Origin of the sequence: Dactylosporangium salmoneum, assembly GCF_039532525.1 — a bacterium.
GTDB classification, from domain to species: domain Bacteria; phylum Actinomycetota; class Actinomycetes; order Mycobacteriales; family Micromonosporaceae; genus Dactylosporangium; species Dactylosporangium salmoneum.
Map to the genome: position 1 here is coordinate 14,720 of NZ_BAAARV010000102.1, position 24,549 is coordinate 39,268.

The following is a 24,549-nucleotide window of genomic DNA, read 5'->3' on the forward strand; positions in this document are numbered from 1 at the left end:
CGCCGGCTCAACACGTGGTCTGGACGAGTTCGGCCTTCGCCGACGCGGCCCATTGATACGGAATCTGCCGGAACCAGTACAGCGGCGGCAAATGCGAGGTCGCCACATATACCTGCCCGGGGAAACAGCGGGTTACCCGCAGTCGAGCGCGCCATGCATGATCGGCTGTTGTCACAATGACGACGGATTTCCAGCCGTATTCACGCGCATATCGGGCAATCGCCTCCGCCTCGCCCCGGGTGGTGTCCGGGTCGGGGTGGAAACACAGCACCGTCACGCCCGGCGGGGCCGGCAGGCACCGGCCCGACTCGGCGTCGGACGACAGCGTGGACTGCACGAGATAGTCCGCGCGGTGCTCCCGGGCCAGCTGCGTGGCGAGCCGGTCCCGGTCGTCGTCGCCCGGCCCGGCCAGCTCGACGATCGCGTCGATGTGGGGCGGGAGCACGGGCAGGCGCGGCCACACGAAGTACCGCGCCGTCAATCCAAGAAATGCGCTGAGCGCGACCGCCAGGGCGATCAACAAACTTTTCCGCCACCTCCGGATCATTTTCCGAGTGTCGCGGGGGCAGCTGAAGAATTGCTGAACGCCCGGGCGAGTCGCGGGCGTGACCTAACTCACGAACGCAGTATTTCGCGCAATCTGTCGGCAAAACCGGGCGGATCAAGCACGAATGCGATATGCCCGCCCGGGAATGAAATCGGCGTTGTGCCCAGCAGCGCGGCCATCGCGTGGGACGTCCGGTCCAGCAACTGCCCGGCGGAGTCCTCGCCGAGCCCGATGAGGACCCGCACCGCCCGGAGCGCCTCGACGTCGGGCCGGAAGTAGGTCGTGCCGCGCATCTCGTGGCGGAACCAGTGCCGCTCGTCGGCGATCTGCTGCGCGTCCGGCGGGCCGGGCGGCGGACCTTGCTGCTCCGTCACGCCGGCGTTGACCATGAACTTCTTCCACGCGCCGGGCACGTCGCCGGCCTCGTAGGTGGCGATGATGTCCTCGATCGCCGCGTTGCGCTCGTCGCGGTCCGGCAGCACGTCGTTGATCGGCGGCTCGTGGGCGATCACCGTGTGCACCGCCGCCGGGTGCCGCTGCGCCAGGGCCAGGGCGGTGACCGCGCCGCCGCTGGTGCCGAAGACCGCGGCCGGGCCGCCGTCGACGCGCGCGATCAGCGCGGCCACGTCGTCGGCCCGCCGATCGGCGGTGGAGTCGGACTCCGGATCGTCGAGGACGCTCGCGCCGATCCCACGCGGATCCGTGGTGAGCACGGTATGGTCGGCGGCGAGCAGGTCGGCCAGGGGATTCAGGAACCGGGTGCCCATCGGCGCGCCGACCAGCACCAGCAGCGGCCCGCCGCCGCGCAGCTCGTAATGCAGCGTGGCGCCGGGGACGCGCAGGGTGTCACTCTTCACGTCAAGTACCTCCTTCTCGTGCGCTCAGATAGGAGACCGGCGCGATGGCCCAGACTCGTCGCCTTCTGGAGCCCGATTTCGCCGACGACCTCCAGCGGGCCCGCAAGGGTGACGACGACGCCTTCGCCCGGCTCGTCGCGCCGCTGCGCGGGCCGCTGCACGCGCACTGCTACCGGATGCTCGGCTCGGTCCACGACGCCGACGACGCACTGCAGGACGCGCTGGTGCGGGCGTGGCTCGGGCTGTCGGGCTTCCAGGGCCGCGGCTCCCTGCGCGGCTGGCTCTTCACCGTCGCCACCCGCACCTGCCTCGACCTCGCCGCGGCCCGCGGCCGCCGCGCGCTGCCGATGGACCTGGGCCCGTCCAGCGAGCACGCCGTGGTCGGCGACCGCCCCCGCGACGACGTGGCCTGGCTGAGCCCTTACCCCGACGTCGTGCTCGAGCGGCGGGAGAGCGTGGAGCTGGCCTTCGTCGCCGCGCTGCAGCACCTGCCGGGCAACCAGCGGGCCGCGCTGCTGCTGTTCGACGTGCTCGGCTTCGCCGCGGCCGAGATCGCCGCGATGATGGACACCACGGTCGGCTCGGTGAACTCCGCGCTGGCCCGGGCCCGCCGCACGCTGGCCGAAAAGGTCCCGCCGATGCCCCAGCAGCCGACCCTGCGCCGCATCGGCGACGAGCGCATCCGCAAGATCGTCGAGGCCTACGCCACCGCCCTGGAGCACGGCGACGCGGCCGGGCTGGTGGCGCTGCTGACCACCGACGTGACCTGGTCGATGCCGCCACAGCCGCACTGGTACCGCGGGCTGCCGGCCGTCACCGACTTCGCCGTCCGCCTGCCGCTCGGCACCTGCGGCAGCTGGCGCCACCTGGCCACGGCCGCCAACGCCCAGCCCGCCATCGCCTGTTACCGGCGCCCCGGCCCCGACGGGCCCTACGAGGCCTGGTCGCTCAACGTGCTGACCCTGCGCGAGGACCGGATCGCCGAGATCACGTCCTTCATCGACCCGGCCGTCTTCGCCCGCTTCGGCCTGCCGCCCCGCCTCTGACGACGACGCTCGCGCACTAGCCGAGCGTGACCGGGATTTCCTGGTAGCCGTGGAAGGTCATCAGGTCGAGCGTGCGCGGCGAGCCGGCCAGGGCCAGCCGCGGGAACCGGCGCAGCACCATCGGCAGGGCGAGCTGGATCTCGAGCTTGCTCAGCGCCGCGCCCAGGCAGTAGTGCGGCCCGACCGAGAAGGACATCGTGTGGTTGTCCGGCCGGTGCGGGTCGAACACGTCCGGGTCGCTGAAGCGCCGCGGGTCCCGGTTGGCCGCGCCGAGCAGCACCAGCGCCTCGCCACCCTCCGGCACCGGCACCCCCATGACCTCGGTGTCCTCGGTCGCGTAGCGGACCCCGAACTGCACCGGCGTCTTGTACCGCAGGATCTCCTCCACGTAGGCCGGCGCCACCTCGGGCTTGTCCCGCAGCTCGGCCCGGTGTGCCGGCCGCTCCATGAGCAGGATGAGCCCGTTGCCGATGGAGTGGACGCTGGTGAGGAAGCCGGCGTTGTACACCCCGATCAGGTTCGACACCAGCTCCTCGTCGCTGAACTCGGCGGCGCCGGACGCCCGCTGCTCCAGCAGCGTGCTGGTCAGGTCGTCGCGGGGCGCCGAGCGACGGGTCTCGACGAGCCTGGCGAAGTACGCCGCCAGCTCGGCCGCCGCCGCGTCGCCCGCCTGCAGGTACCGCCAGTTCTGCGGCCCCGGCTCCAGCACCAGCGAGAAGGGCTCCGACCGGGGCGGGAACCACGGGCGGTCCTCCTCCGGCACGCCGACCAGCTCGCCGATGACGTCGCTGGGCACCGGATAGGCGAAGAGCTTCATGAAGTCGACCGTCCGGCCGCCGGCCCCGGCCTCCTCGAGCTGGTCGAGCCGCCGGTCGACGAGCCGCACGATGGCCGGCTCCAGCCTGGCCATCCGCCGCGCCGTGAACGCCTGCGCCAAGGGCCGCCGCAGTCGCGCGTGATCCGGCGGATTGAGGAAGAACACCGTTTGCTGCAGCACCCGCAACGACCGCCGGCGTCGCCACAACGGCTCGTCCCGCCCGTCGAGCCGGTCCAGGTACGCCGCGTCGAGCATCTTGAACACCGGGTCGCGGGTGAGTTTCTCGATGGCCTCGTAGCCGTGCACGACGACCGAGTAGCGGTCCACCACCGGATCGAGCGGCGCGGCCTGGCCGACCTGGTGAAGCCCTGCGTAGAACGGGTACGGGTCGCGCCGGCCCTCGGCCGAGAACAGTTCCCTGAGCGCGATCGCGGTCTGCATGAAGCACGCCTCCCCAGGTGCCGGCCGATACCCTTCGACCGCCGTCGATCATAACCACGGCAACTGATCAACGTCGATGTTTACATCAAGTTTTCTTTCCCGAGCCATTTTCACAATCGCCAATGTGTATTCCGGGTGAATGCATCACGTCCCCGCGGCGACCCACCCTGACCAACGCTTCGAACCCGGCGCAGGGAACGTCGTCGTGCCACCTGGTTGCTTGCCCGCTACCGGCATCGGGTCAAACCTCGCGCCGGCCTCGGCCGGGGCCGGTCACCCGGCCAGCAGGCCCCAGTGGACGGCCAAGGGGAGGAACAGGGTGCCGGCGGTGACGAGCAGGCCCAGGCGGGCGCGCTCCGGGGCCGAGATCTCAGCGCGGTGGCGGCGCCAGGCGATCACGGTGGCCACCAGGGCGGCGACGGTTCCCAGGGCGAGCAGCTGCAGCAGCAGCCAGGGCAGCGGGCGGCCGAGCAGCGTGGGGCCGACGACCTGGGCCGCGATGGCCATCATGAACAACAGGTAGAGCGGGCCGCCGAGGGTGGCGGCCAGGCCGGCGCCGGCCAGCCAGCGGGCCGGGCGGCGCACCGTCGGGGCGAACCGGTGGCCGCGCAGCCGGCGAAAGGCGGCCGTCAGCGGGAACGCGGCGAAGCCCAGGACGAGAAGCGCGAACCCGGCGGCCTGCAGCCCGAAGGAGTCATACCAGCGCAGCGGCGCGACGGCCGGGATCGGGCCACCGCCGGCGGGCAGTTCGGCGGCGGTGGGCGCGGGGGCGTCGATCCAGGCCGACTCGTACCGCCCGTAGTCCGGCGGGACGGCGTCCAGGTGGTCGTAGCCGCCGTTGGCGGTCAGGTGGAGATTGTGCCGTACACCAGGAACGGTCCGAATCGTCGCGTGCGTGTTGCCGGCGTCGTGCAGGGCCTCGGCGATGAGGCGGGCGCTGAGCTCCGGCATGACGTCGTGGTCCATCTCGCCCCACTCGGCGAGGACGGGCTGGCGCACCTGTCGCCAGGCGGCGGACGGGTCGAAGCCGGCCTCGGCGAACAGCCCGGCGCCGACCACGGTGCGGAAGGCGGGGCCCTGCATCGTGCGGGTCAGCGAGCCGGAGACCCCGAAGTGCCGCAGGTACTCGCCCCACTCCCACCGCGCCTGGACGGCCGGCGCGACGCCGGCGGCGCCGACCGCGATCACGTACCGCACGTCGGCCGACCGGGCCGCGGCGAGTGGGGCGACGAACGCGCCCTCGGAGGCGCCCCACAGGCCGAGGCGGGCCGGGTCGACGTCGGGGCGGGCGGCCAGCAGGCGCAGGCCGGCCAGCGCGTCGTCGGCCAGCACCGAGTAGTCGCGATGGAACAGCGAGTAGCCGGCCGTGCGCTTGTCGTAGATGAGCACGACAAGGCCGAGCCGCGCGTAGGCCTCGGCGTCGGGCCGGATCACCTGCCGGCCGCGGTTGCCCGCCCCCTGCACCATCACCATCGCCGGTCGCCGGCCCGCCGCCGAGGCGCCGGCCAGGATCGTCCCGTGCAGGACCACGCCGCCGTTGCCCTCGAACGAGACCTCGGTCGCGGTCACGTCGTCCGGGGCCGCCGCCGCGGGAGCCGCGCCCAGCCCGGAGAACCCGGCCATCACCAGCATCACCATCAGCCATCGCTTCATGCCGAGAAGGCTCACCGACACGGGATGCCGGGCACCAAGGTGCAGACACCCGGATCCATTGGGGGGCCTGCCCGATCGACCCCGAGCGGCCCACCTCCCTAGGTTCATCGTCATGGTTCGAAACGTGACCCGCGATCTCGGGCGGCTGGCGCTCGGCGCCGCGATCGGGCTGCCCGCGCCGCTCCTGCTGGCCCTCGTCCTGCTGTCGGCGCCGGCCACGCTGCTCGGCGGCCTGGGCCTGGTCCTCTTCGCCGCGGCCGTCTGGCTGGTGCGCCGCCTGGCCGGCCTGCAGCGCGATCGGTTCGAGGTGCCCCGCCCCTATCGTTCGATGCCTTCAGGTGTACTGCCCAGGGCACGCGCCCTGCTCCAGGACCCGGCGACGTGGCGCGACCTGGCCTGGCTGCTGTCGCAGTTCGCGCTCGGTGTCGCCGGCGTGGCCGTGGGCTTCGGCCTGTGGCAGGCCGCCCTGCAGTGCCTGACCGCGCCGCTGCTCCGGGCGTTGCTGCCCGGCCGCACCGGCTTCGACCCGGCCGTGCTCGAGTTCACGCACCGCTCGGCCGCCCTGGCCTGGCTGCTCGTGCCGGTCGGGGTGGGGCTGGTCTTCCTGGCGTACCGTGCGCCGGGCCTTCTCCTCGAAACCCAGACCCGGCTGGCCCGCGCGCTGCTGGGCCCGACCGCGAAGGCGCGGCTGTCGGCCAGCGTCGAGCACCTGACCGCCACGCGCGCCGCCGCCGTGGACGCTTCGGCGGCCGAGCTGCGCCGGATCGAACGGGACCTGCACGACGGCGCGCAGGTGCGGCTGGTGGCGCTACGCATGAACATCGGCCTGGCGGAGCACGTGATCGACGCCGATCCGGACACCGCCAAGGCCCTCATGGCCGAGGCCAAGGCGAGCGCGGGCACCGCCCTGGCGGAGCTGCGCGACCTGGTGCGCGGCATCCATCCCCCGGTGCTGGCCGACCGCGGCCTGGCCGGCGCCGTGCAGGCCCTGGCCCTGTCCAGCGCCGTCCCGGTCGGCCTGGACCTACGCCTGGAGCGCCGGCTGAGCGCCCCGGTGGAGTCGGCCGCCTACTTCGCCCTGGCCGAGTCCCTGGCCAACGCCATCCGCCACAGCGGCGCCGGCACGATTCGGATCATCGTGATCGACGAGGTCCACCGCCTGACCATGACCGTCTGCGACGACGGCCGCGGCGGGGCCGACGCCGGCAAGGGCACCGGGCTGCAAGGCATCCGGCGACGGCTCTCCGCCTTCGACGGCACCCTGCGGATCGCCAGCCCCGCCGGCGGCCCCACCACGCTGACCATGCGGCTGCCGTGCGCGTCCTGATCGCCGAGGACCAGCCCCTGCTGCGCGACGGCCTCACCCGGATGCTGACCGCCTACGGCTTCGAGGTGGTCGCCGCCGTCGCCGAGGGCACCGAGCTGACCGAGGCCCTGCTGACCCACCGTCCCGACGTCTCCGTGATCGACGTACGGCTGCCCCCGACGTTCACCGACGAGGGCCTGCGCGCGGTCCTCGCCGCCCGCGCCGAGTCCCCCGCCCTGCCGGTGTTGATCCTTTCGCAGTACGTCGAGCAGCTCTACGCCCGCGAACTGCTCTCCGGGCGCACCGGCGCCGTGGGCTACCTGCTGAAGGACCGCATCGGCGACGTCCAGCAGTTCATCGACGCCGTCCGTCGGGTCGCCGCCGGCCACACGGTGATGGACCCGGAGGTCGTCTCCCAGCTGCTGCACCACCGCGGCAGCCTGGACGGGCTGACCCCGCGCGAGCGGGAGGTGCTCCGCCTGATGGCCGAGGGCCGCTCCAACGCCGCCATCGCCGACGCGCTGACCATCACGGAGAAGTCGGTGAGCAACCTCATCAATGCCCTCTTCGCCAAGCTGGGCCTTCCCCCGTCCACCACCGACCACCGCCGCGTCCTGGCTGTCCTGGCGTACCTCAACCAGTAACTGCTCGATCACCGGTGTACGGTGATGCGTCGCGGCTCACTTCGAGCTGCATCCATGAGGAGGCCGAGCAGGCTGTGGACCACCCCTGGTTCGTCCTCGGAGTACTCCTCGGCAATGGCATCGGGTCCCTGCTGGCCGTGTTCTGCCTGGTCCGGATGACCGACCAGCAGCGGTCGGTGCGCAACCGCCTCCTGCTGGTGCTGGTCGCCGCCTGGGCGCTGGTCGAGACCGCGCGCGACGACATGCTCTTCGTGGCCGCCACCACCATCCACATGAGCGACTACGAGGTCCACTTCTTCCTGGCCCCGAGCATGGGCCTGACCGCGATCGCCGTGCTGTTCACGATGGCCGTCTTCTGGTTCACCGCCGCGCACCCCCGCCCACTGTGGACGATCGGCGGCGGCATCGCGGCCGGCCTGCTGATGACCGCGATGAGCCTGCAGGCGGCTTTCTCCGGCCGTACCGACTCGGCCACCTCGATCGACATCGCCAACGCCGCGATGATCGCCGCCGGCCTCGGCGTGACGACCGGGATCGCCGTGTGGCTGGGAACCGGGGCCACCACCCGGCAGGCAAGGGCGACCGCCGTCACGCTGCTGACCGTCGGCCTGACGATCACGCAGTACCTCATCAGCGCCGAGGTGACGACCGATCCGTCCACCACGGTCAACAGCGACCTCGGCATCAACCCCGTCCAGCTGGCCGTGTTCACCGCCGTGGCCTTCGGCGTCCGGGCCATCGCCCTCACCTTCATGACCATGATCGAGGAGGGCCGCCCCGACCCCGCGGCGGACCAGTTCGACGCCCACGGCTTCCGCTAGCCCGACCGGCCCGGCGTGACCGCGTCACGTCGACCCCCTCGGGCGAGGTGGCGCACACGGTGTCCCCGTCCCGTAAGGCGACGCTGCGCGGCATCCCGGCAGCGCGGGTAGCCCGCGCCCGCCACCTCTTCACGGCGGAGCACGAGTCGACATGTCCCCGCTATGCCGACCGCACCACCTCGGCATAGCTAGTATCGATCCGACACGAACGTGAGGGGGTGGCTGGATCATGACCGTCGTATCAAGCCTGCCCGACCGGCCGCTGACGCTCGACGACGTCACGCGCATCGCCGAGGCCGACACCAACCACCGCTTCGAGCTCAGCGAAGGGAACCTCGTCGTCATGCCGCCGGGCACGTGGCGCCACCAGGAGATCAGCCTGCTCATGAGCGCCTGGCTTCTCAGCCACGGCTACCGCGGCCGCGTCAACGTCGCGCCCGGCGTGCGAACCGCAGCCGACGACCTCAACGGCCGCATCCCCGACCTGGTCGTCACCACCGGCTCGATCCCGGCCGACACCGTCTGGCTCGACCCGGCGCAGGTCGCCTTGGCGGTTGAGATCGTGTCCAAGGGCTCGGAGCGCATGGACCGCTGGCTCAAACCGGTCGAATACGCCGAGGCCGGCATCCCGCTCTTCTGGCGCGTCGAACCGGACGACACCGTCGTGCAGTTCCGTCTCGACGGCAACCGCTACGCAGAGTACGGCTCAGTCCCGCTTGACGATCTCCTTGCCGGCGACGTTCCCGACCTGAGCTGACCTCACCTAGCCCGAGCGCCGTCAACCGATCGCCGGCTTCCGCGAACACGGCGACCTCCGACGAGCCTGTGCCGTTGAGCCGAGCACACAGCGCGGCCTGTTCGCCCGGCTCGGACACCACCAGCGTGATCGACGAGTGCACGCCTCATGTCGAGCCCTGCAGGTAGCTGGCCACTGCCGACGAGAACACCCCGGCGGGCAGTGCCTGCGGCGGGCGCACCGATGGCAGCTCGGGCAGTGCGGCCAGCCCGGCGGTGAAAGTCCCACGGTGCGCCGCCGACGACTGGCCCGCCGCGGTCCGCCAGTACCGGTCGGCCGCGACGTCGAACTCGACCAGCCCTGCCGCAGCCAGTCGGCTGACCGCCGTGACGAACTCGTCCTCCAGGGGAATCGCATGGTTCAGGTAGTCCGCCGTGGCGATCACCTGACGCAACGACGACCCATGAACCGGGTCCACCCCGCCGATCGACCGCAGAATCCACACGTCAGAGAGCGTCCAGGCCTCTTCCAAGGCGGTCTCCATTCGTCTTACGGGCGGTGTACTTCATGGCTTTATGACATTCTGTACGCCGATCGGGTGCTATCGGGGGAGACCCATCCATGACGCGCTGGAACGACGACGGCCAGGTTCCCTACCAGTCCTATGACGTCACGCCGATCGGCAGGGATACCTACCCGGGACACCCCGGCACGCAGCCGTTCTCCGCGCCACCCCAGCCGGCGTACGGGCCGTATCAGCCGGCGCCCCCTGGTCCGCCGGCGCCGCGGCGCACTACGCGGGTCTTCGCGCTCATCGGCAGCCTCGTGGTGCTCGCCGTGGTAGCGGTCGGCATCGTGGTGGTGATCGCGATCCGGCGCCAGTCCGATGACAAGAACACCGCCGCTCCGTCCACGCCTTCCACGGCGGCGAGCACCGAGGCGCCACAGACCGGACCGATCGACATGTGCCTCGTCGGCAACTGGAAGCAGTCGGAGTACAAGTCGTCGTTCGACTTCACCGACCTCGTCGCCGACGGCAAGCCGCTCGGCAAGGTCAAGGTCACCGGCTCCGGCGTGAAGCAGGAGATCACCGCCGAAGGCGACTCCGTCTCGGACTACTCGGGGGTCACGTACACGGGCAAGGCTTCGGACGGACGCGCGGTCACGCTGTTGTTCAGCGGCCAGTACCGCCAGAGCCTGCGAACGACCAACCACCAGATCCTGTTCAGCGCCAAGACCAGCACAATGACGATGACCGTCATGGTCGACAACAAGCAGGTCCTCAAGACCAACCCCACCGGGACGAGCAACCCGCAGCCGTACACCTGCGGCGACAACCGATGGACAACCACATCCCTGGTCGACCCCGACGCCGCCACCACGTACGTCCGCAGCTACTAGCGCGCCGGCTGCTGTCAGCCCAGCGCCCCCATCCAGCCTGCGATCGCCTGCCCGATCTCGTCCGGCGAATCTTCCTGGACGAAGTGGATCCCCGCGACCGTCACCTCGGCCTGCGCCGGCCATCCGCGGACGGTGTCGAGCAACCAGTCGCTGGCGAGGACCGCACCGGGCTCGGCCTTCACGAACAGCTTGGGTACATCGCTCGTCCCCAGCCAGTCCGCATAGGCGGCCGCGATCGCAGTCACATCGGCAGGCTCGCCCTCGATGGGGATTTCCCGGGGCCACGTCAATGTCGGCCGTCGCCCCTCACCGGGCTCGCCGAACGGCCGTCGGTACTCCGCCATTTCCTCGCCGGACAGGGTGCGCAGGACAGCCTGCGGCAGTACCTGCTCGACGAAGACGTTGTCTCGCAGGACCAGCTCCTCGCCGGCCTCGGAGCGCAGTGCCTGCAAGAGCGAGCGCTGTCCCATCGTGTCCCAGTGGTCCCAGGCTTGCGGACGCACGATCGCCTCCATGTACGCAATACCCTTCACCGCCTCGCGATGGCGGTTGGCCCAGTCGAAGCCGAGGGCCGAGCCCCAATCGTGGACGACAAGGGTCACCCGCTCGCGCACGTCCAGCGCCTCGAGCAGGGCGTCGAGGTAGCGGCGGTGCTCGACGAAACGGTACGAGCCGGGGCCACTGTCCGGCAGCTTGTCGGAGTCGCCCATGCCGATCAGGTCGGGGGCGATGCAACGGCCGCGTGGCTGCAGGTGCGGCAACACGTTGCGCCAGAGGTAGGACGAGGTGGGATTGCCGTGCAGCAGCACGATGGGATCGCCCTCTCCAATCTCCACGTACGCCATCTCGATGCCGAGAACCCGCCGACGTTGCTTTTGGTACGGAAACGCCGCAGAGATCATGTTCGCCCCCCGCTAGTACTAGCCGAACATCACCGCTGCCCGCGTCGTGGACCTTTACGCGCCTCCAGTCCATCGTTCGTGGCGGCCGACGACCTACAAGCCCAGGTAGCAAGAGGCGGGGTCACCGATATCGGTGACCCCGCCTCTGATGGCGATCTCCTCCGCGCCGCTCTGGGCGGCGCGGGCTCGATTACGCCCTCCATGGTGGACCTGACGCTGACCTACTTGAACCCGACGTAGACGCCGCGCCGTTCTTCGGGGGGTGTGGGTGGGCGAAGCCCCCCACTGGGGAGCGAGCGAAGCGAGCGCGAGGAATCCGGAACCGCAACGGCAAGCGGCCCCTGCCGCGAAGCAGGGGCCGCTAGTGGTGGAGGTGCCGGGAATCGAACCCGGGTCCTTCGTCGCTTTGTTAGGGCTTCTCCGAGCGCAGCTCGCTGTGCCTCTACTCGGCCCTACCAATCACGCGAGCGAGTTGGTATGACGGGCCCAGTCACGATTAATCTCGCCGCGCGAGCCCCGTGACGAGACTCGGTTGGCCAGCCTTCTAGCTGATGCCGGTTACTGGGCCGAAGGCAATCCCAGACCGACAGAACTTCACCCTAGCTTAGGCAGCGAGAGCGAGTTCGGAGCGCTTGTAGTTGGCGCTTATAACTTTCCGACGACTGATTCGCGAGACAACGTCGGCTTCCTCGGCTCGCTTCCCCTATCGCCACAAACAAAGTCGAAACCAGTCACCCCCGCGCGGGTGGTGGTGGCTGTCGCACCCCATCGGTGCGACCGATCAAGCGTAACGCTTCCCGGCTCGAACTTCATCCCGGTATGCCAGTGCAAGCGTGGCCGTTGATCTGACAGGTGAACGGTCGGTTGCGGACGCCCAGGCCCGACACCTCGAAGCGGAAGGTGGCGGAGGCAGAGGGGGCGATCGTGCGGGTGGCGTCGACCGGGGTGAAGATCACGCGGAGGTCGGAGCGGGACATCACGGCGCCGTCGACGTTGCGAACGCTGAGGTCGAGCAGGGGCAGGACGATGACGACGGCCCAGTCGTCGGCCGCCGACGGGCCGGGGTTGGCGATGGTGATCGTGACGCGGTACGACGTCAGGGTCAGGTTTTCGGTTCTGTAAGTGGCGCTCAGCTGGGCCAGGCCGACCGTGTTGGGGGCGGACGGGCTCGGCGTGGCGGAAGCCACCGGGGCCGACGAGCGGCTCGCGGCGGGGACGACCGGCTGGGTGGTCGTGGTCGGGTTCGGCGGCGCAGCCGCGGCCGGGGCGCTGGCCTGCAGGGGTGGCGGTGTGTCGCCGCCGGTGTACGGAGGGTCCGCGGGGTGCAGCGCGGTGGTCTTGCCGATCAGGATGCCGGCCATGGCGAGCAGCAGCAGGGCGGCGGCGCCCGTCGCGACGGCCTGGCTGCGGCGGTCGGCCGACCAGTCGCGGGCGTCCGCCAGCCATCGCCATCCCCGGCGTACCGCGCTGCCGCCCCTCACCGCCATATCGCCCAACCAAGCCGTGCGCACCGCGGCGGGGCGTGAGGCGACGCGCTGGGCGGGCACGGGCACGGCGACAGCGGGGGCGGTCTCCTCGGACACCTTGGCCACGCCGGTCGTGTGGGCGCCCAGGACGGCGGCGGCGAAGCCGGGGACGGAGGTGGTCGGGCGCGGGCCCGCGGTCGAGCGGCGCTGCGAGCTCAGGCCCGGCGCGGAGCGGCTCGGCGAGTTGGCCTGGCGCGGCAGGCGGTTGAACGGCCCGCCGTCGTTGCGCCACTGGGACGTCGCCGCCGGGGGCTCGCCGGCGCCGGGTTCCTCCGCGGCGATCTTCGCCAGCGTGGCGCTCAGGGGGCCTTCCAAGAGGGAGGTGTACGTCGAGAGCAGCACCCTGCGCCGCATCGTCCCCTGCGGGCCGAGGAACCCGCTCTGGGTCAGCGTGAAGTGGCTGCCACCCGCCCGCTCGGTGATGGTCATCGCGACGACCGTGTGCAGGTTGGTGCCCTGGCAGCGCATCACCAGCCGGTGCGGCGCCTCGATCGTGACCAGCTCGCCCTCGATCGGGTCTTCCAGGCCCTCCAGGTCGTGGGCCTCGAAGGTGAACGTGCCGTCGCCCCGGACCATGAATCGGGACGTCGACAGCCAGTCGGTGACGAGGTGGGCCTCCGTGAGCGCGCGCCACACCAGCGACGGTGGCTGCTCGAGGTCAACTTCGACCCGGATCTCGGTCACGCACGGACTATATGACCTCGACGCATTGCTTGCAGAGTGCCCACGCCATACTCACGCGCGCGGGAACGCTTACTCAGCGTTGCCCTTGCCGCGACGGCCCATAACGCGAGCGATCTCGCGGTCGGCGTCGCGTTTGGCCAGCGTCTGGCGCTTGTCGTAGGCCTTCTTACCGCGCGCGAGGGCGATCTCGACCTTCGCCCATCCGTCGGAGAAGTACACCGACAGCGGCACCAAGGTCAGGCCGCTTTCCCGCACCTTGACCCCGATCCGCTCGATCTCCTGGCGCTTCAGCAGCAGCTTTCGGATCCTCCGCGGGGGGTGGTTGGTCCAGGTGCCCATGGTGTACTCCGGGACGTGCATCGCATGCAGGAAGACCTCGCCGTCGGAGATCTGCCCGAACGCGTCCACGAGGGAGCAGCGCCCGGCCCGCAGTGACTTGACCTCGGTCCCGGTCAGCGAGATGCCGGCCTCGTACGTATCGAGGATCTCGTAGTCGTGGCGCGCCTTCCGGTTGGACGCGACCAGCTTGCGTCCCTTTTCGCGCGGCATCGACCCCTCCAGCATTTTCTCGACCGGACTGAAGAGTATCGCGCCCGGCAAGACCATTTTCGCCGCCGCCGCGGCGAAGGGCTCACGGAGATCATCTCGATAAGTCGGGCGCTGGCGCGGCACGACTTATCCCATTTTTCGCCTGACGACCTTTAAATCCGACATATCGCGGCGCGCCAGCGCCCGACATGTCGGGTATCGGCGGAGACGGGCGGTTCCACGGAGACCGGCGGTTCCACAGAGACAGCCGGTTCAGCGGAGACGGGCGGGCTCCGCAGAGACAGCAGCTTCGCAGGGACGGCGCGTTCGGTCGAGGCGGGCAGGTCTAGCAGAGGCAGGCAGGGAGCCAGGTCAGGGGCTGGACCGGGGTGCCGTTCAGCCGTACCTCGAAGTGGAGGTGGTAGCCGGTCGACGCGCCCGTGGTGCCGACGCGGCCGATCAGCTCGCCGCGCTGGACGCGCTCGCCCACGTGGACCAGGATCGCCGACTGGTGGGCGTAGCAGGTGGCGAGGCCCTTGCCCTGGTACAGCCCGTGGGAGATGCAGGTGTAGTTGCCGTTGCCGCCGGACGGGCCCGCGCGCACCACCACGCCGTCGGCGGCGGCGACGATGGGCTGGCCGCCGCCCGCCGCGAGATCGACGCCGGCGTGGAGTTGGTAGACCTTGTACACCGGGTCGAAGCGCATCCCGAAGTTGCTCGACTTCCAGCCGTGCACCGGCATCAGGAAGAAGGCGCCGCCGGACGACGGGCCGACGGCCGTGGTCAGCGGGGCCGCGCTGCCGCCGCCGCGGGAGGAGGCCTTCGCCTTGCGGGCCTCGGCGTTGGCCTCAGCGCGCAGTTGTTCGGCCACGCGGTCGCTCTCCCGCTTCAGCTCCTGGTAGCGAGCCAGGACGGCGCTGCGCTCGGCGTTGGCCGTGGCCTCGGCGCGGGCGCTCAGGTCGAGCAGGTTCTGCACGTCGGCGGTGGCCTTCTCGGCGCCGGCCCGGGCTGCGCGGGCGTCGGCGAGGCTGCGCTCGGTGTCGGCTGCGGCCTGGCCGGCGCGCTGCTGGGCCATGACGGCCACGTTGCTGCGCTGCTTGGCCGACATCCGGGCGACGGTGAGCTCGTCGATGGCGTCCTGCTTGGCCTGGGCGACGTGGTCGAGGTACTCGATGCGCACCGCCAGGTCGGCCGGGTCCGAGGTGTCGAAGATCGAGTTGAACTGGGCGAAGCCCCCGCCCTTGTACGCGGCCGCCACGAACACAGACACGTCGGCCTTGGCCGCGTCGACCTGCTGCTGGGCGTCCCGGTAGGCGTCGTCGGCGGCGTCCACGGCGAGGTTGGCGGCATCGCGGTCGCGCTGGGCCTGCCGGGCCGCGGCGTCGGCGGCGATGACCTTGCCCTTGGCGTCGGCCAGGTTGGCCTGGGCTCCGGGCAGCGCGGCGGCGGCGCGGTCGTGGTCGGCGGCGGCCTGCTGGGCCTTGTCCGTGGCCGCCTCCAGGGTCGCCTGGGTCTCCTGCAACTGCTTGTCGAGACGGGCCTTGTCGTCGCTGGTATCGGCGTGCCCGGCCGTGCCCGGCCCGAGCAGCATGACGACCGCGCCGATGACGGCGAGGATCCGGATTCGGTTCACGGAAGCAACCCTCCAGTACCACTTGAGGGTCACCGTATGCTGATATAACCGGATAAGTCCGGATTTCCGAGGTAAAACACCGATAGTGGCGCGACGCTCACGCGAACGAGCACGCACACGGCGAACGCCACGAGCACGCGCACGGCGAACGAGCACGCGCACGCGCACGGCGAACGAGCACGCGCACGGCGAACGAGCACGCGCACGGCGAACGCCACGAGCACGAGCACGGCGAGCGCGTGGGAAACGCGAAGGGCGGGCCCCCGAGTGGGGACCCGCCCTTGCGAGAGCCGCAGCGTCAGACGCGCACGTAGAAGCGCAGCGTGACCCAGGCGGTGACGGCGCTCACGAGGCCGCCAGCACCGGCCAGGACCGGCAGCATCAGCCAGATGTTGCCCCAGTCGACCGGTAGCAGCACCGTTGCCAGCGCCTTGAGCGAGCCGTCAATGAAGAAGACCTTCGCGGCTATCAGCGCACCGAAGGCGAGGATCGCGCCGATCAGGCCGGCGAAGACCGCCTCCAGGACGAACGGCATCTGGATGAACCAGTTCGAGGCGCCGACGAGCTTCATGACGGCGACCTCGCGGCGCTTGCTGTACGCCGCCACCTGGATGGTGTTGGCGACCAGCAGCAGCGCGGCCGCGCCCTGGACCACGGCGACGGTCAGCGCCAGCGTCTGCAGCGCGCCGAGTAGGTCGAAGACCCGTTTCAGCAGCTGCTTCTGGTCGATGATGTCGCTGACGCCCTCTTGGGTGCGGAATTGGTCGGTGAACTCCTGGACCTTGTTCGGGTCCTTGAGCTTGATGCGGAACGACTCGGGCAGCGAGTCCTTCTTCACCGAGTTGATCAGGTCGGGGGCGTCCTTGAACTGCTCGTTGAAGCGCTCCCAGGCCTGGTCCTTGGTCTCGTGCGTGTAGGTGGAGACCAGGGTGTTGGACTTGATCGCGCTCTCGATGTTGCTGCGCTGGTCGTCGCTGACGTTGGCGTTGAGGAAGACCGAGACCTCTACCCGCTGGTAGAAGAAGTCTTCCATCTTGCCGACCTGGAAGAAGAGCAGCAGGCTCGCGCCCAGCATGGTCAGCGACACCGTCATCGTGATGATCATGGCGATCGTCATCGTGACGTTGCGCCAAAGCCCGGTCAGGACTTCGGACAGGACGTATCTCACGCGCATCGGGTGGGGGTTTCCTTCCCAGCGGACCCAGCAGGAGGACGGGGGCGGTGCGGACTAGGGCTGGGGATCAGCCGTAGACACCGCGCGGCTGGTCCCGCACGATCCGGCCACTTTCGATCTCGACGACCCGCCGTCGCATCTGGTTCACGATGTTGGAGTCGTGCGTCACCATGACGACCGTCGTGCCGGTGCGGTTGATCCGGTCCAGCAGACGCATGATCTCGATCGACGTGTCCGGGTCCAGGTTTCCGGTCGGCTCGTCGGCGAGAAGGATCAGCGGCCGGTTCACGAAGGCCCGCGCGACCGCGACGCGCTGCTGCTCGCCGCCGGACAGCTCGTGGGGATACCGGTGCTCCTTGCCGCCGAGACCGACGAGCTCGAGCACCTCGGGTACGACGCGGCGAGCGACGCCCTTCGACTTGCCGATGACCTCGAGGGCGAAGGCCACGTTCTCGTACGCCGTCCGGTTCGGCAGCAGCCGGAAGTCCTGGAAGACGCAGCCGATCTGACGGCGGAACGCCGGGATGCGCCACGAGCGCATCGACGTCACGTCGCGCTCGTTCACGACGACCTTGCCCCGGTTGGGGGTCACCTCGTGGAGCAGCAGCTTGATGATCGTGGACTTGCCTGAGCCGGAGGGACCGATGAAGAAGACGAACTCGCCCTTCTCGATGTTGACGGAAACATCGTCAAGGGAGGGGCGAGACGCCTTCGGATACGTCTTCGTCACGTGGTCAAGCCGAATCACGGGACGTGAGTCTACGCGGTGTGACAAGTGCGCCAAGTACACGGCGTGCGTCATGTGTGCTTTGCCGGGAATGCGAACCCGATGAGGGGACGCCAAGCCCAGGGCAGCGCTGGATTCCACACTGGAGTGTGACGTACATAACATTTTCGACGGCGGAATCAGCGCTACTTTGTGTGATTGACGGACTCCGCTGAGACGATCATTCGGCCGAGCCGAGCTCCCGCTGCTTGCGCCAGCGGATGCCGGCGTCGATGAAGCCGTCAAGGTCGCCGTCGAAGACCGCGGTGGGGTTGCCCGTCTCGTGCTCCGTGCGGAGGTCCTTGACCATCTGGTACGGGTGCAGGACGTACGAGCGCATCTGGTCGCCCCAGGAGCCGGCCACGTCGCCGCGCAGCGCGTCCATCTTCGCCGCCTCCTCGGCCCGCTTCAGCGCCAGCAGCTTGGCCTTCAGCACGCCCATGGCGGTGGCCTTGTTCTGGATCTGGGAGCGCTCGTTCTGGCAGGAGACCACGATGCCGGTCGGGATGTGGGTCAGGCGGACCGCCGAGTCGGTGGTGTTGACACCCTGGCCGCCGGGGCCGCTGGAGCGGTACACGTCCACGCGCAGGTCGTCGTCGGGGATCTCCACGTCGTCGGTCTGCTCGACCACGGGCACGACCTCCAGCGCCGCGAACGACGTCTGGCGGCGGCCCTGGTTGTCGAACGGGCTGATGCGCACCAGCCGGTGGGTGCCCGACTCCACGGAGAGCGTGCCGTAGGCATACGGCGCCTTCACCGCGAAGGTGGCCGACTTGATGCCGGCCTCCTCGGCGTAGGAGGTGTCGTAGACGTCGGTGCTGTAGCCGTGGCGCTCGGCCCAGCGCAGGTACATCCGCATGAGCATGTCGGCGAAGTCCGCCGCGTCCACGCCGCCGGCTCCTGCCCGGATCGTCACGAGGGCCTCCCGGGCGTCGTACTCCCCGGAGAGCAGCGTGCGGACTTCCAGCTCCTCGATCGACTTGCTCAGGCCGGAGATCTCTTCGCCGACCTCGTGCAGCGACGAGACGTCACCCTCGGTCTCGGCCAGCTCCAGCAGTACCTGGGCGTCGTCCAGCCGGGACCGCAGACGTTCGAGCTTGTTGATCTCGCCCTGCACGTACGACAGCCGAGACGTCACCTTCTGCGCGGCGGCCTGATCGTCCCACAGATTGGGAGCGGACGCCTGCTCCTCGAGATCGGCCTTCTCCTTGCGCAGGCGGTCGAGGTCGAGCACGGCCTCGATGTTGCGCAGGGTGTTGTCGAGGCTCTTGAGCGACTCGGCGTAGTCGGGAGCATTCACGCATCAAGACTACGCCGCGGGGCGCACGGTTATTTCTCCGGCGCGGCCAGCTACTTCCCCGGCGCGCTCTTGAGCCAGGTGAGCGCGGCCTTGTGGTAGCCGACCGCGAACTCAAGCGAGGCGGAGAAGAAGTCGTCGCCCGACTTCTTGGCCTCCTTGGCCATCTCCCGCGCCTCGGTGAGCGCCGCGGTGTGGTACTCCTGGGCCTGGGCGTAGACGTCCTGCAGCTGGGCCGAGGACTGCTGGGCGCCGAACGCGACCCGCAGCGCCACCGGGTTGCGCAGCGACTCCCGGCCGGCGGGCTCGGAAAGCCACCTGGCGAATGCCCGCTTGCCCGCCGGGGTGATCGCGTAGGGCTGGCTGGAGCGCGCGCCGGGCTTGCCGAGCTTGACGTAGCCGGCGTCGGCCAGCGCGGGCAGCTCGCGGTAGACCTGGCTGCGCGTCATCGACCAGTACGGCCCGAGCCGGCGCTGGGCGGCTGCCATCAGCTGCCCACCGGTCATCGGGCCGTCGTGCAGCAGGCCCAGTAGCGCCGCCGCGGTCGCGTTGACTCCAGAATCCGCCATGACCCTACGCTGCCATCTTTCAACGGCTCAGTCCAGGATTTCGGCAAATCCACTGTGAACTGTCGCGCTGCGACTGTCGAGTTAGGACATCTTCGGGAACGTCGGGAAAGCAGGCATCGACGGGAAGGTCGGCATCGGGTCGCCGATGCCGGGCAGCCCGGTCTTCGTCGGCGTCGGGGTCGGCCGCTTCGTCGGCGGCTTCTCCCCCGAGCCGCCGTTGCCGGAGTTGCCGCCGCCCGAGCCGTTGCCACCGCCCTCGGCGGTCTCACCCGGCGTCGCCGACGCTCCGGCCTCCGGCGTGACGCTGGGCGCCGGGGCGGCCCCCGCCGACCCGGAGGGGGCCGGCGCCGACGTGGTGGCGTTGACCTTCTTGTCCCCGCCGCCGTCCTTCTGCCCGTTGCCGGTCAGCAGGAGGAGACCGCCGGCGAGCAGGAGGATCAGGAGCAGGCTACCGCCGATCGCGGCCAGGACCAGCCGCTGCCGGCGCGGCGCGCCCGAACCGCCACCCGAAGGGGCGTACCGCTCGTCGTGCGCCTCGGCCGGCTCGTCGAACAGGTGATCGGGCAGCGCCGGCTCGCCCTCCTCGACCGCCGGCCGCGGGGGCGCGACCGCGAGCGGCGGGGCGGAGACGACCTGCGTGACCGGCTCGGCGTCCCCGATGGACGGGGCCGGCGGAGCCGAAGACTCGAAGCGCAGCTCGGTGGGCGGCTCGTCGGCCGAACCGTCCCGCTGCGCCGGGATCATCATCTCGACCGCGGGCGAGGGCTCGGCCCACAGCGGCTCCCCCGCCGCCACGGCAGGCATCGGCAGGACCGGAGCATCCGAAGAATCGGACACAGGAGCAGGATCCGGCCCGGCGACCGGCACCTCCGTGACCGCGTCGGCCACCGCGGGATCGGCCGCCGCGGAAAGCACGGTCGTGGCCTCATCGGAACCGTCCGGCGCGGCCAGGACCTCCGTCGGCAGATCGGACGAACCAGCCGAATCGAACAAAGCGTCCACAGAAGGCACGCCAGCTGCATCGGACGGCACACCGGGTGAACCGGCTGAATCGGACGCAGCGTCCACCGAAGGCACACCGGCGGAGTCGGACACAACGGTCGTCGGAGGCTCCTGCGGTACACCTGCCAGCACCTCGGTGGGGAGGTCCTCGATCGGCACCGCCATCATCAGCGCGGCCGACGCCGCCGCCGGCGAGGTCGGCGCCGTTGGCAGCGGCACCCAGTCCACCCGCCGCACCGGCGCCTGCATCGGCGCGGTCAGCTCGGCCGAGCGCTGCCAGAACGTGACCGCCTCCGCGGCCAGCCGGGGCAGCGGCTCGAACCCGTCGAGCGCCCCCTCGGCCGCGCGCAGCCGCCCCACGATCGACGCCGCCGTCGGGCGCATCCGCGGGTCGAGCTCCATGCACGCCTCGATCACCGGCCAGAGCGCGGCCGGCATGCCGGGCGGGGGCACCGGCACGCAGTCGGCGTGGCGGCGCAGGACGTCGTTGGGGGAGCCGCCGCGGTACGGGCTGCGGCCGCAGATCAGCTCGAAGAGCACGACGCCGAGGGCGTAGACGTCGGACGCCGGGCTCGGCGAGCCGCCCGCCACCACCTCCGGGGCGACGTACTCGGGCGTGGCGTGGGTCGGGCCGGCCGGCCGGTCCAGCCGCCGGGCCACGCCGAAGTCGGCGAGCCGGACGGGACCGCCGTCGGTGGGCACCAGGAGGTTGCCGGGCTTCACGTCGCCGTGGACGATCCCGTTGGCGTGCACGTAGGCGAGTGCGTCGGCGATCTGGGCCACCACCTCGGCGGCGACCGCGGGCGGCAGCGGCCCCTCGGCGCGCAGCCGGCGGCGCAGGTCGGGCCCGGCCACCAGCTCCATGGCGATGGCCAGCATGCTCTTGTCGGTGACGAGGTTCTTGACCCGGATCACGGACGGGTGCTCCAGGCCGGCCAGCAGCTCGGCCTCGCCGAGGAAGCCGTCCTTGAGCTCCGGCACCTCGGCCGCCTCGGGCCGCAGCACCTTGACCGCGACCCATTCGCTCGCCTGGGTGTCGTACGCCCGCCAGACCGCGCCGATGGCGCCCCGGGCAACCTCCGACTCCAGCCGGTAGCGGTTGCCCACAATCGTCTTCGCCGTGGCCGTCTTCATCGCCGTCCCTCCCCCTCCAGCCAAGACGGTAGGCGAGTGCCGCCAGGCCGGGCGGGATCGACAGGCCCGATGGCACGAACCGGGGAGTCCTTACATGACGTAGGTAAGGTCACGTGTCGTGAAGAGAGGCGCACTGGTCGGCTGGCTGGGCAGGCTCGACGCCACGGAGCTGGCGGAGATACTCCGCCGCCGCCCCGACGCGCTGTCCTCCCCCGCGCCGGCCGACCTCGAGGACCTCGCGGCCCGCCTGTCCGACCGCGCCGCGGTCGCCGGCGTGCTGGAGACGCTGCCGCTGCCGGCCCTGCAGGTGTTGAAGGCGCTGGGTGACGGGCCCATGCCGCAGGATCGGCTGGCCGCCGAGCTGGGCCGGGCGCCCGGCGACCCCGAGGTCGACGCGGTCCTGCAGGTGCTGACCCAGCGGGCCCTGGTCTGGTCCGACCGCGACGGCCTGATGCCGATCCTTCCGTACGCGCCGGACACCGGCGGGTCGTTCGAGCCGGTCCCGCCCGCACCGCGGCTCATCCCGGCGGACCGCCTGCAGATCATGAGGACCGCCACCGAGCGGCCGGTCCTCCAGCTCGTCAACTGGTGGTCGGGGCCGCCGCTGCGGCAGGTCGTGGTGCGGGTCCTGCACAGCCTCCCGCCCGACACCGCCGTGGCCGGCGACTCCCTGGCCCCGCTCGTGCACTGGACCGCACCACTGACGGCGGGCGGAGTGCCTGACTTGTCCGAGAAGGTGGGACAGGTCCTTGTGGACGCCGCCGAGCTGGGCATCTGTGCCGAGCCGCAGCCCGGGTACTTCGCGATCGGACCGGCGGGCAGGGCACTGGCCGACGGGCGGCCCCTGGTGCCGGCCCAGCGGCTGCAGGTCCGCCCGGCCGGCAGCGTGGTGGTCAGCGAGGACCCCGACCTGCTCGACGAGGTGGCGGCGGCGCTGGAGCTGGAGCGGTTCGCGCCCACGGTGGCCGGGTCGAGCGAGCCTCCCGCCGAGACGATCGCCGCCCTGCGGGCCGCCGGATATGCGCCGGAGGCCGAGGCGGGCAAGGTGACCCTGCGGCGCCGCGCGAACCCTGCCGAGCTGGCGCGGCATCTCGCCGTACCGCTGCAGCGCGATGCGTCACCGCTGGAGCAGATCCGCCGGCGGGCGCCCCGGCTCACCCCGGCGCAGGCCGAGCTGCTCGCCGAGGCGGTCGAGCGCGGCACGCCCGTGTGGATCAGGTACGTCGACGCCGGCGGGCGGGCGTCCGAGCGGGTGATCGAGCCCGCCGCGCTCGCCGGGTCGACGATCGAGGCCTTCTGCCGGCTGCGCCGCGACGATCGCGCCTTCGCGCTGGAGCGGATCGTCGCGGCGGCGGCGGTGCAGGACAGGGCCTAGCCCATGTGCGGGTAGCGGTGGTCCGTCGGCGGCACGAAGGTCTCCTTGATCGTGCGCGGCGAGGTCCAGCGCAGGAGGTTGTGCCAGGAGCCGGCCTTGTCGTTGGTGCCGGAGGCCCGCCCGCCGCCGAAGGGCTGCTGGCCGACGACGGCCCCGGTGGGCTTGTCGTTGACGTAGAAGTTGCCGGCCGCGAAGCGCAGGGCGTGGGCGGCCCGGTCGATCGCGGCCCGGTCGGTGGCGAAGATCGAGCCGGTCAGCGCGTACGGCGCGACCGACTCCGCCTGGGCCACCACGGCGTCGAACTCGGCGTCGGGGAAGACGTGCACGCCCAGGATCGGGCCGAAGTACTCGGTGGTGAAGACCTCGTGCTCCGGGTCGGTGCACTCCACGATCGTGGGCCGCACGAAGAAGCCCTCGGTGTCGTCGGCGGTGCCGCCGGCCACGACGGTGCAGGACGACGAGTTCTTGATCCGGTCCAGGGCGCCGGCCAGCCGGTCGAACGCGCGCCGGTCGATCACCGCCCCGCCGAAGTTGGTGAAGTCGGTGACGTCGCCGTAGGTGAGGCCCTCGGCGGTGGCGACCAGCTCGTCCTTGATCCGCGCCCACAGGCTCTGCGGGACGTAGGCGCGCGAGGCCGCCGAGCACTTCTGGCCCTGGAACTCGAACGCGCCCCGGATCAGGGCGGTGACCAGCGGCGCCGGGTCGGCCGACGGGTGCGCGATCACGAAGTCCTTGCCGCCCGTCTCGCCGACCACCCGCGGGTAGGAGCGGTAGACGTTCTCGGCGACGGTCCGGTTGAGGGTGCGGAACACCGCGGTCGAGCCGGTGAAGTGGATGCCGGCCAGGTCCGCGTCGGCCAGCGCGACCTCGGAGGCGGCCAGGCCGTCGCCGGTGACCAGGTTGATCACGCCCGCCGGCAGGCCGGCCGCCTCGAACAGCCGCATGGTGTAGTGCGCGGCCAGCTGCTGGGTCGGCGAGGGCTTCCACACCACCGTGTTGCCCATCAGGGCCGGGGCCGAGGGCAGGTTGCCGGCGATGGCGGTGAAGTTGAACGGCGTGATCGCGTAGACGAAGCCCTCCAGCGGGCGGTGGTCGAAGCGGTTCCACACCCCCGCCGACGAGCGCGGCTGGTCGGCCAGGATCTGCTGGCCGAAGTACACGTTGAAGCGCAGGAAGTCGATCAGCTCGCACGCCGCGTCGATCTCGGCCTGGGTCGCGGTCTTGGACTGGCCGAGCATGGTGGCGGCGTTCAGCGTGTCCCGCCACGGGCCGGAGAGCAGATCGGCGGCGCGCAGGAACACGGCGGCCCGCTCGGCGTAGGGCAGGTCGCGCCAGGCCGGGGCGGCCCGCTTGGCCGCGGCGACCGCGTCGGCCGCGTCGCCGGTGGTGGCGTTGTGTGTGACGCCCAGCACATGGGCGTGGCGGTGCGGCTCGACCACGTCGATCGGCGCGCCCGCGGCCATCCGCTCGGCGCCGTCGATGGTCATGGTCAGCTCGTGCCGCTCTCCGGCCAGTTCGCCAAGGCGGCGTTGCAGGCTCGCCCGCTCCGGGTTTCCGGGGGCATATCCGCGCACGGGCTCGTTGTTCGGCTCGGGCACGGTGATCAAGGCATCCATGAGGGTCTCCCACGTCGTCTCGGCAGCGTTGGCGAGGTCTCCTCCATCCTCGCACCTTCGCCGTCCGGGTCGAG

General features: G+C 70.9%; 23 protein-coding genes and 1 other RNA gene. 7 read left to right on the forward strand and 17 right to left on the reverse strand.

What is annotated here, in order from left to right; all coding sequences use genetic code 11:
* Positions 1-7: 7 nt before the first annotated feature.
* Positions 8-523, reverse strand: a complete 516-nt coding sequence (locus tag ABD352_RS48820; protein WP_344619493.1) for a YdcF family protein — start codon at positions 521-523, stop codon at positions 8-10.
* Between the two features lie 92 nt (positions 524-615).
* Positions 616-1,404, reverse strand: coding sequence for an alpha/beta fold hydrolase (locus ABD352_RS48825; protein ID WP_344619494.1), 789 nt, complete (start codon positions 1,402-1,404; stop codon positions 616-618).
* A gap of 44 nt (positions 1,405-1,448) precedes the next feature.
* Between ABD352_RS48825 and ABD352_RS48830 the strand changes: the two genes are divergently transcribed.
* Positions 1,449-2,450 carry a sigma-70 family RNA polymerase sigma factor gene (locus ABD352_RS48830; RefSeq protein ID WP_344619495.1) on the forward strand — a complete coding sequence of 334 codons (1,002 nt, stop codon included), beginning with the start codon at positions 1,449-1,451 and terminating at the stop codon, positions 2,448-2,450.
* 16 nt (positions 2,451-2,466) lie between these two features.
* On the opposite strand, the gene ABD352_RS48835 is transcribed toward ABD352_RS48830, so the two are convergent.
* Positions 2,467-3,708, reverse strand: coding sequence for a cytochrome P450 (locus ABD352_RS48835; protein ID WP_344619496.1), 1,242 nt, complete (start codon positions 3,706-3,708; stop codon positions 2,467-2,469).
* Positions 3,709-3,981: 273 nt separating this feature from the next.
* Entirely contained in the window at positions 3,982-5,361 is a 1,380-nt protein-coding gene (locus tag ABD352_RS48840) for an alpha/beta hydrolase family protein (RefSeq protein WP_344619497.1), read from the reverse strand.
* A 112-nt stretch (positions 5,362-5,473) separates the two neighbouring features.
* Between ABD352_RS48840 and ABD352_RS48845 the strand changes: the two genes are divergently transcribed.
* From ABD352_RS48845 to ABD352_RS48860, 4 genes are all read left to right on the forward strand, one after another.
* Entirely contained in the window at positions 5,474-6,688 is a 1,215-nt protein-coding gene (locus ABD352_RS48845) for a sensor histidine kinase (protein ID WP_344619498.1), read from the forward strand.
* Positions 6,676-7,311, forward strand: a complete 636-nt coding sequence (locus ABD352_RS48850; RefSeq protein ID WP_344619499.1) for a response regulator — start codon at positions 6,676-6,678, stop codon at positions 7,309-7,311. Before ABD352_RS48845 ends, ABD352_RS48850 begins: the two co-directional genes overlap by 13 nt.
* 74 nt (positions 7,312-7,385) lie before the next feature.
* A complete protein-coding gene (locus tag ABD352_RS48855; protein ID WP_344619500.1) occupies positions 7,386-8,132 on the forward strand; it encodes a hypothetical protein in 747 nt (248 codons plus the stop codon).
* 229 nt (positions 8,133-8,361) lie between these two features.
* Complete coding sequence (locus ABD352_RS48860; RefSeq protein WP_344619501.1) at positions 8,362-8,889, forward strand: Uma2 family endonuclease; 528 nt, start codon at positions 8,362-8,364, stop codon at positions 8,887-8,889.
* A gap of 145 nt (positions 8,890-9,034) precedes the next feature.
* Here ABD352_RS48860 and ABD352_RS48865 read toward each other — a convergent pair whose 3' ends face one another.
* On the reverse strand, positions 9,035-9,400 hold the full coding sequence (locus tag ABD352_RS48865) for a hypothetical protein (protein WP_344619502.1): 366 nt from the start codon (positions 9,398-9,400) through the stop codon (positions 9,035-9,037).
* Between the two features lie 89 nt (positions 9,401-9,489).
* On the opposite strand from ABD352_RS48865, the gene ABD352_RS48870 reads away from it, so the two are divergent.
* On the forward strand, positions 9,490-10,269 hold the full coding sequence (locus ABD352_RS48870) for a hypothetical protein (protein ID WP_344619503.1): 780 nt from the start codon (positions 9,490-9,492) through the stop codon (positions 10,267-10,269).
* 14 nt (positions 10,270-10,283) lie between these two features.
* Here ABD352_RS48870 and ABD352_RS48875 read toward each other — a convergent pair whose 3' ends face one another.
* From ABD352_RS48875 to ABD352_RS48925, 11 genes are all read right to left on the reverse strand, one after another.
* Complete coding sequence (locus ABD352_RS48875; protein WP_344619504.1) at positions 10,284-11,171, reverse strand: haloalkane dehalogenase; 888 nt, start codon at positions 11,169-11,171, stop codon at positions 10,284-10,286.
* A 365-nt stretch (positions 11,172-11,536) separates the two neighbouring features.
* Positions 11,537-11,910: a transfer-messenger RNA gene (ssrA, locus tag ABD352_RS48880) on the reverse strand.
* A 70-nt stretch (positions 11,911-11,980) separates the two neighbouring features.
* Positions 11,981-13,381 (reverse strand): SRPBCC domain-containing protein, encoded by a 1,401-nt coding sequence (locus tag ABD352_RS48885; protein WP_344619505.1) that lies wholly within the window; start codon positions 13,379-13,381, stop codon positions 11,981-11,983.
* Between the two features lie 69 nt (positions 13,382-13,450).
* Complete coding sequence (smpB, locus tag ABD352_RS48890) at positions 13,451-13,930, reverse strand: SsrA-binding protein SmpB (RefSeq protein ID WP_344619575.1); 480 nt, start codon at positions 13,928-13,930, stop codon at positions 13,451-13,453.
* 325 nt (positions 13,931-14,255) lie between these two features.
* Complete coding sequence (locus ABD352_RS48895) at positions 14,256-15,542, reverse strand: peptidoglycan DD-metalloendopeptidase family protein (RefSeq protein WP_344619506.1); 1,287 nt, start codon at positions 15,540-15,542, stop codon at positions 14,256-14,258.
* Between the two features lie 29 nt (positions 15,543-15,571).
* Positions 15,572-15,772, reverse strand: a complete 201-nt coding sequence (locus tag ABD352_RS48900) for a hypothetical protein (RefSeq protein WP_344619507.1) — start codon at positions 15,770-15,772, stop codon at positions 15,572-15,574.
* Positions 15,773-15,840: 68 nt separating this feature from the next.
* Entirely contained in the window at positions 15,841-16,716 is an 876-nt protein-coding gene (gene ftsX, locus ABD352_RS48905) for a permease-like cell division protein FtsX (protein WP_344619508.1), read from the reverse strand.
* Positions 16,717-16,783: 67 nt separating this feature from the next.
* Complete coding sequence (gene ftsE, locus ABD352_RS48910; RefSeq protein WP_190251422.1) at positions 16,784-17,464, reverse strand: cell division ATP-binding protein FtsE; 681 nt, start codon at positions 17,462-17,464, stop codon at positions 16,784-16,786.
* A gap of 199 nt (positions 17,465-17,663) precedes the next feature.
* Positions 17,664-18,782 (reverse strand): peptide chain release factor 2, encoded by a 1,119-nt coding sequence (prfB, locus tag ABD352_RS48915; protein ID WP_344619509.1) that lies wholly within the window; start codon positions 18,780-18,782, stop codon positions 17,664-17,666.
* Between the two features lie 50 nt (positions 18,783-18,832).
* Positions 18,833-19,348 (reverse strand): helix-turn-helix transcriptional regulator, encoded by a 516-nt coding sequence (locus ABD352_RS48920; protein WP_344619510.1) that lies wholly within the window; start codon positions 19,346-19,348, stop codon positions 18,833-18,835.
* Between the two features lie 81 nt (positions 19,349-19,429).
* A complete protein-coding gene (locus ABD352_RS48925) occupies positions 19,430-21,484 on the reverse strand; it encodes a serine/threonine-protein kinase (protein ID WP_344619511.1) in 2,055 nt (684 codons plus the stop codon).
* A 118-nt stretch (positions 21,485-21,602) separates the two neighbouring features.
* On the opposite strand from ABD352_RS48925, the gene ABD352_RS48930 reads away from it, so the two are divergent.
* Complete coding sequence (locus ABD352_RS48930; protein ID WP_344619512.1) at positions 21,603-22,859, forward strand: WYL domain-containing protein; 1,257 nt, start codon at positions 21,603-21,605, stop codon at positions 22,857-22,859.
* Here the strand turns inward: ABD352_RS48930 and pruA are convergent.
* Positions 22,856-24,475 (reverse strand): L-glutamate gamma-semialdehyde dehydrogenase, encoded by a 1,620-nt coding sequence (gene pruA, locus ABD352_RS48935; protein ID WP_344619513.1) that lies wholly within the window; start codon positions 24,473-24,475, stop codon positions 22,856-22,858. The two genes, ABD352_RS48930 and pruA, sit on opposite strands and share 4 nt — an antisense overlap.
* Positions 24,476-24,549 lie beyond the last annotated feature (74 nt).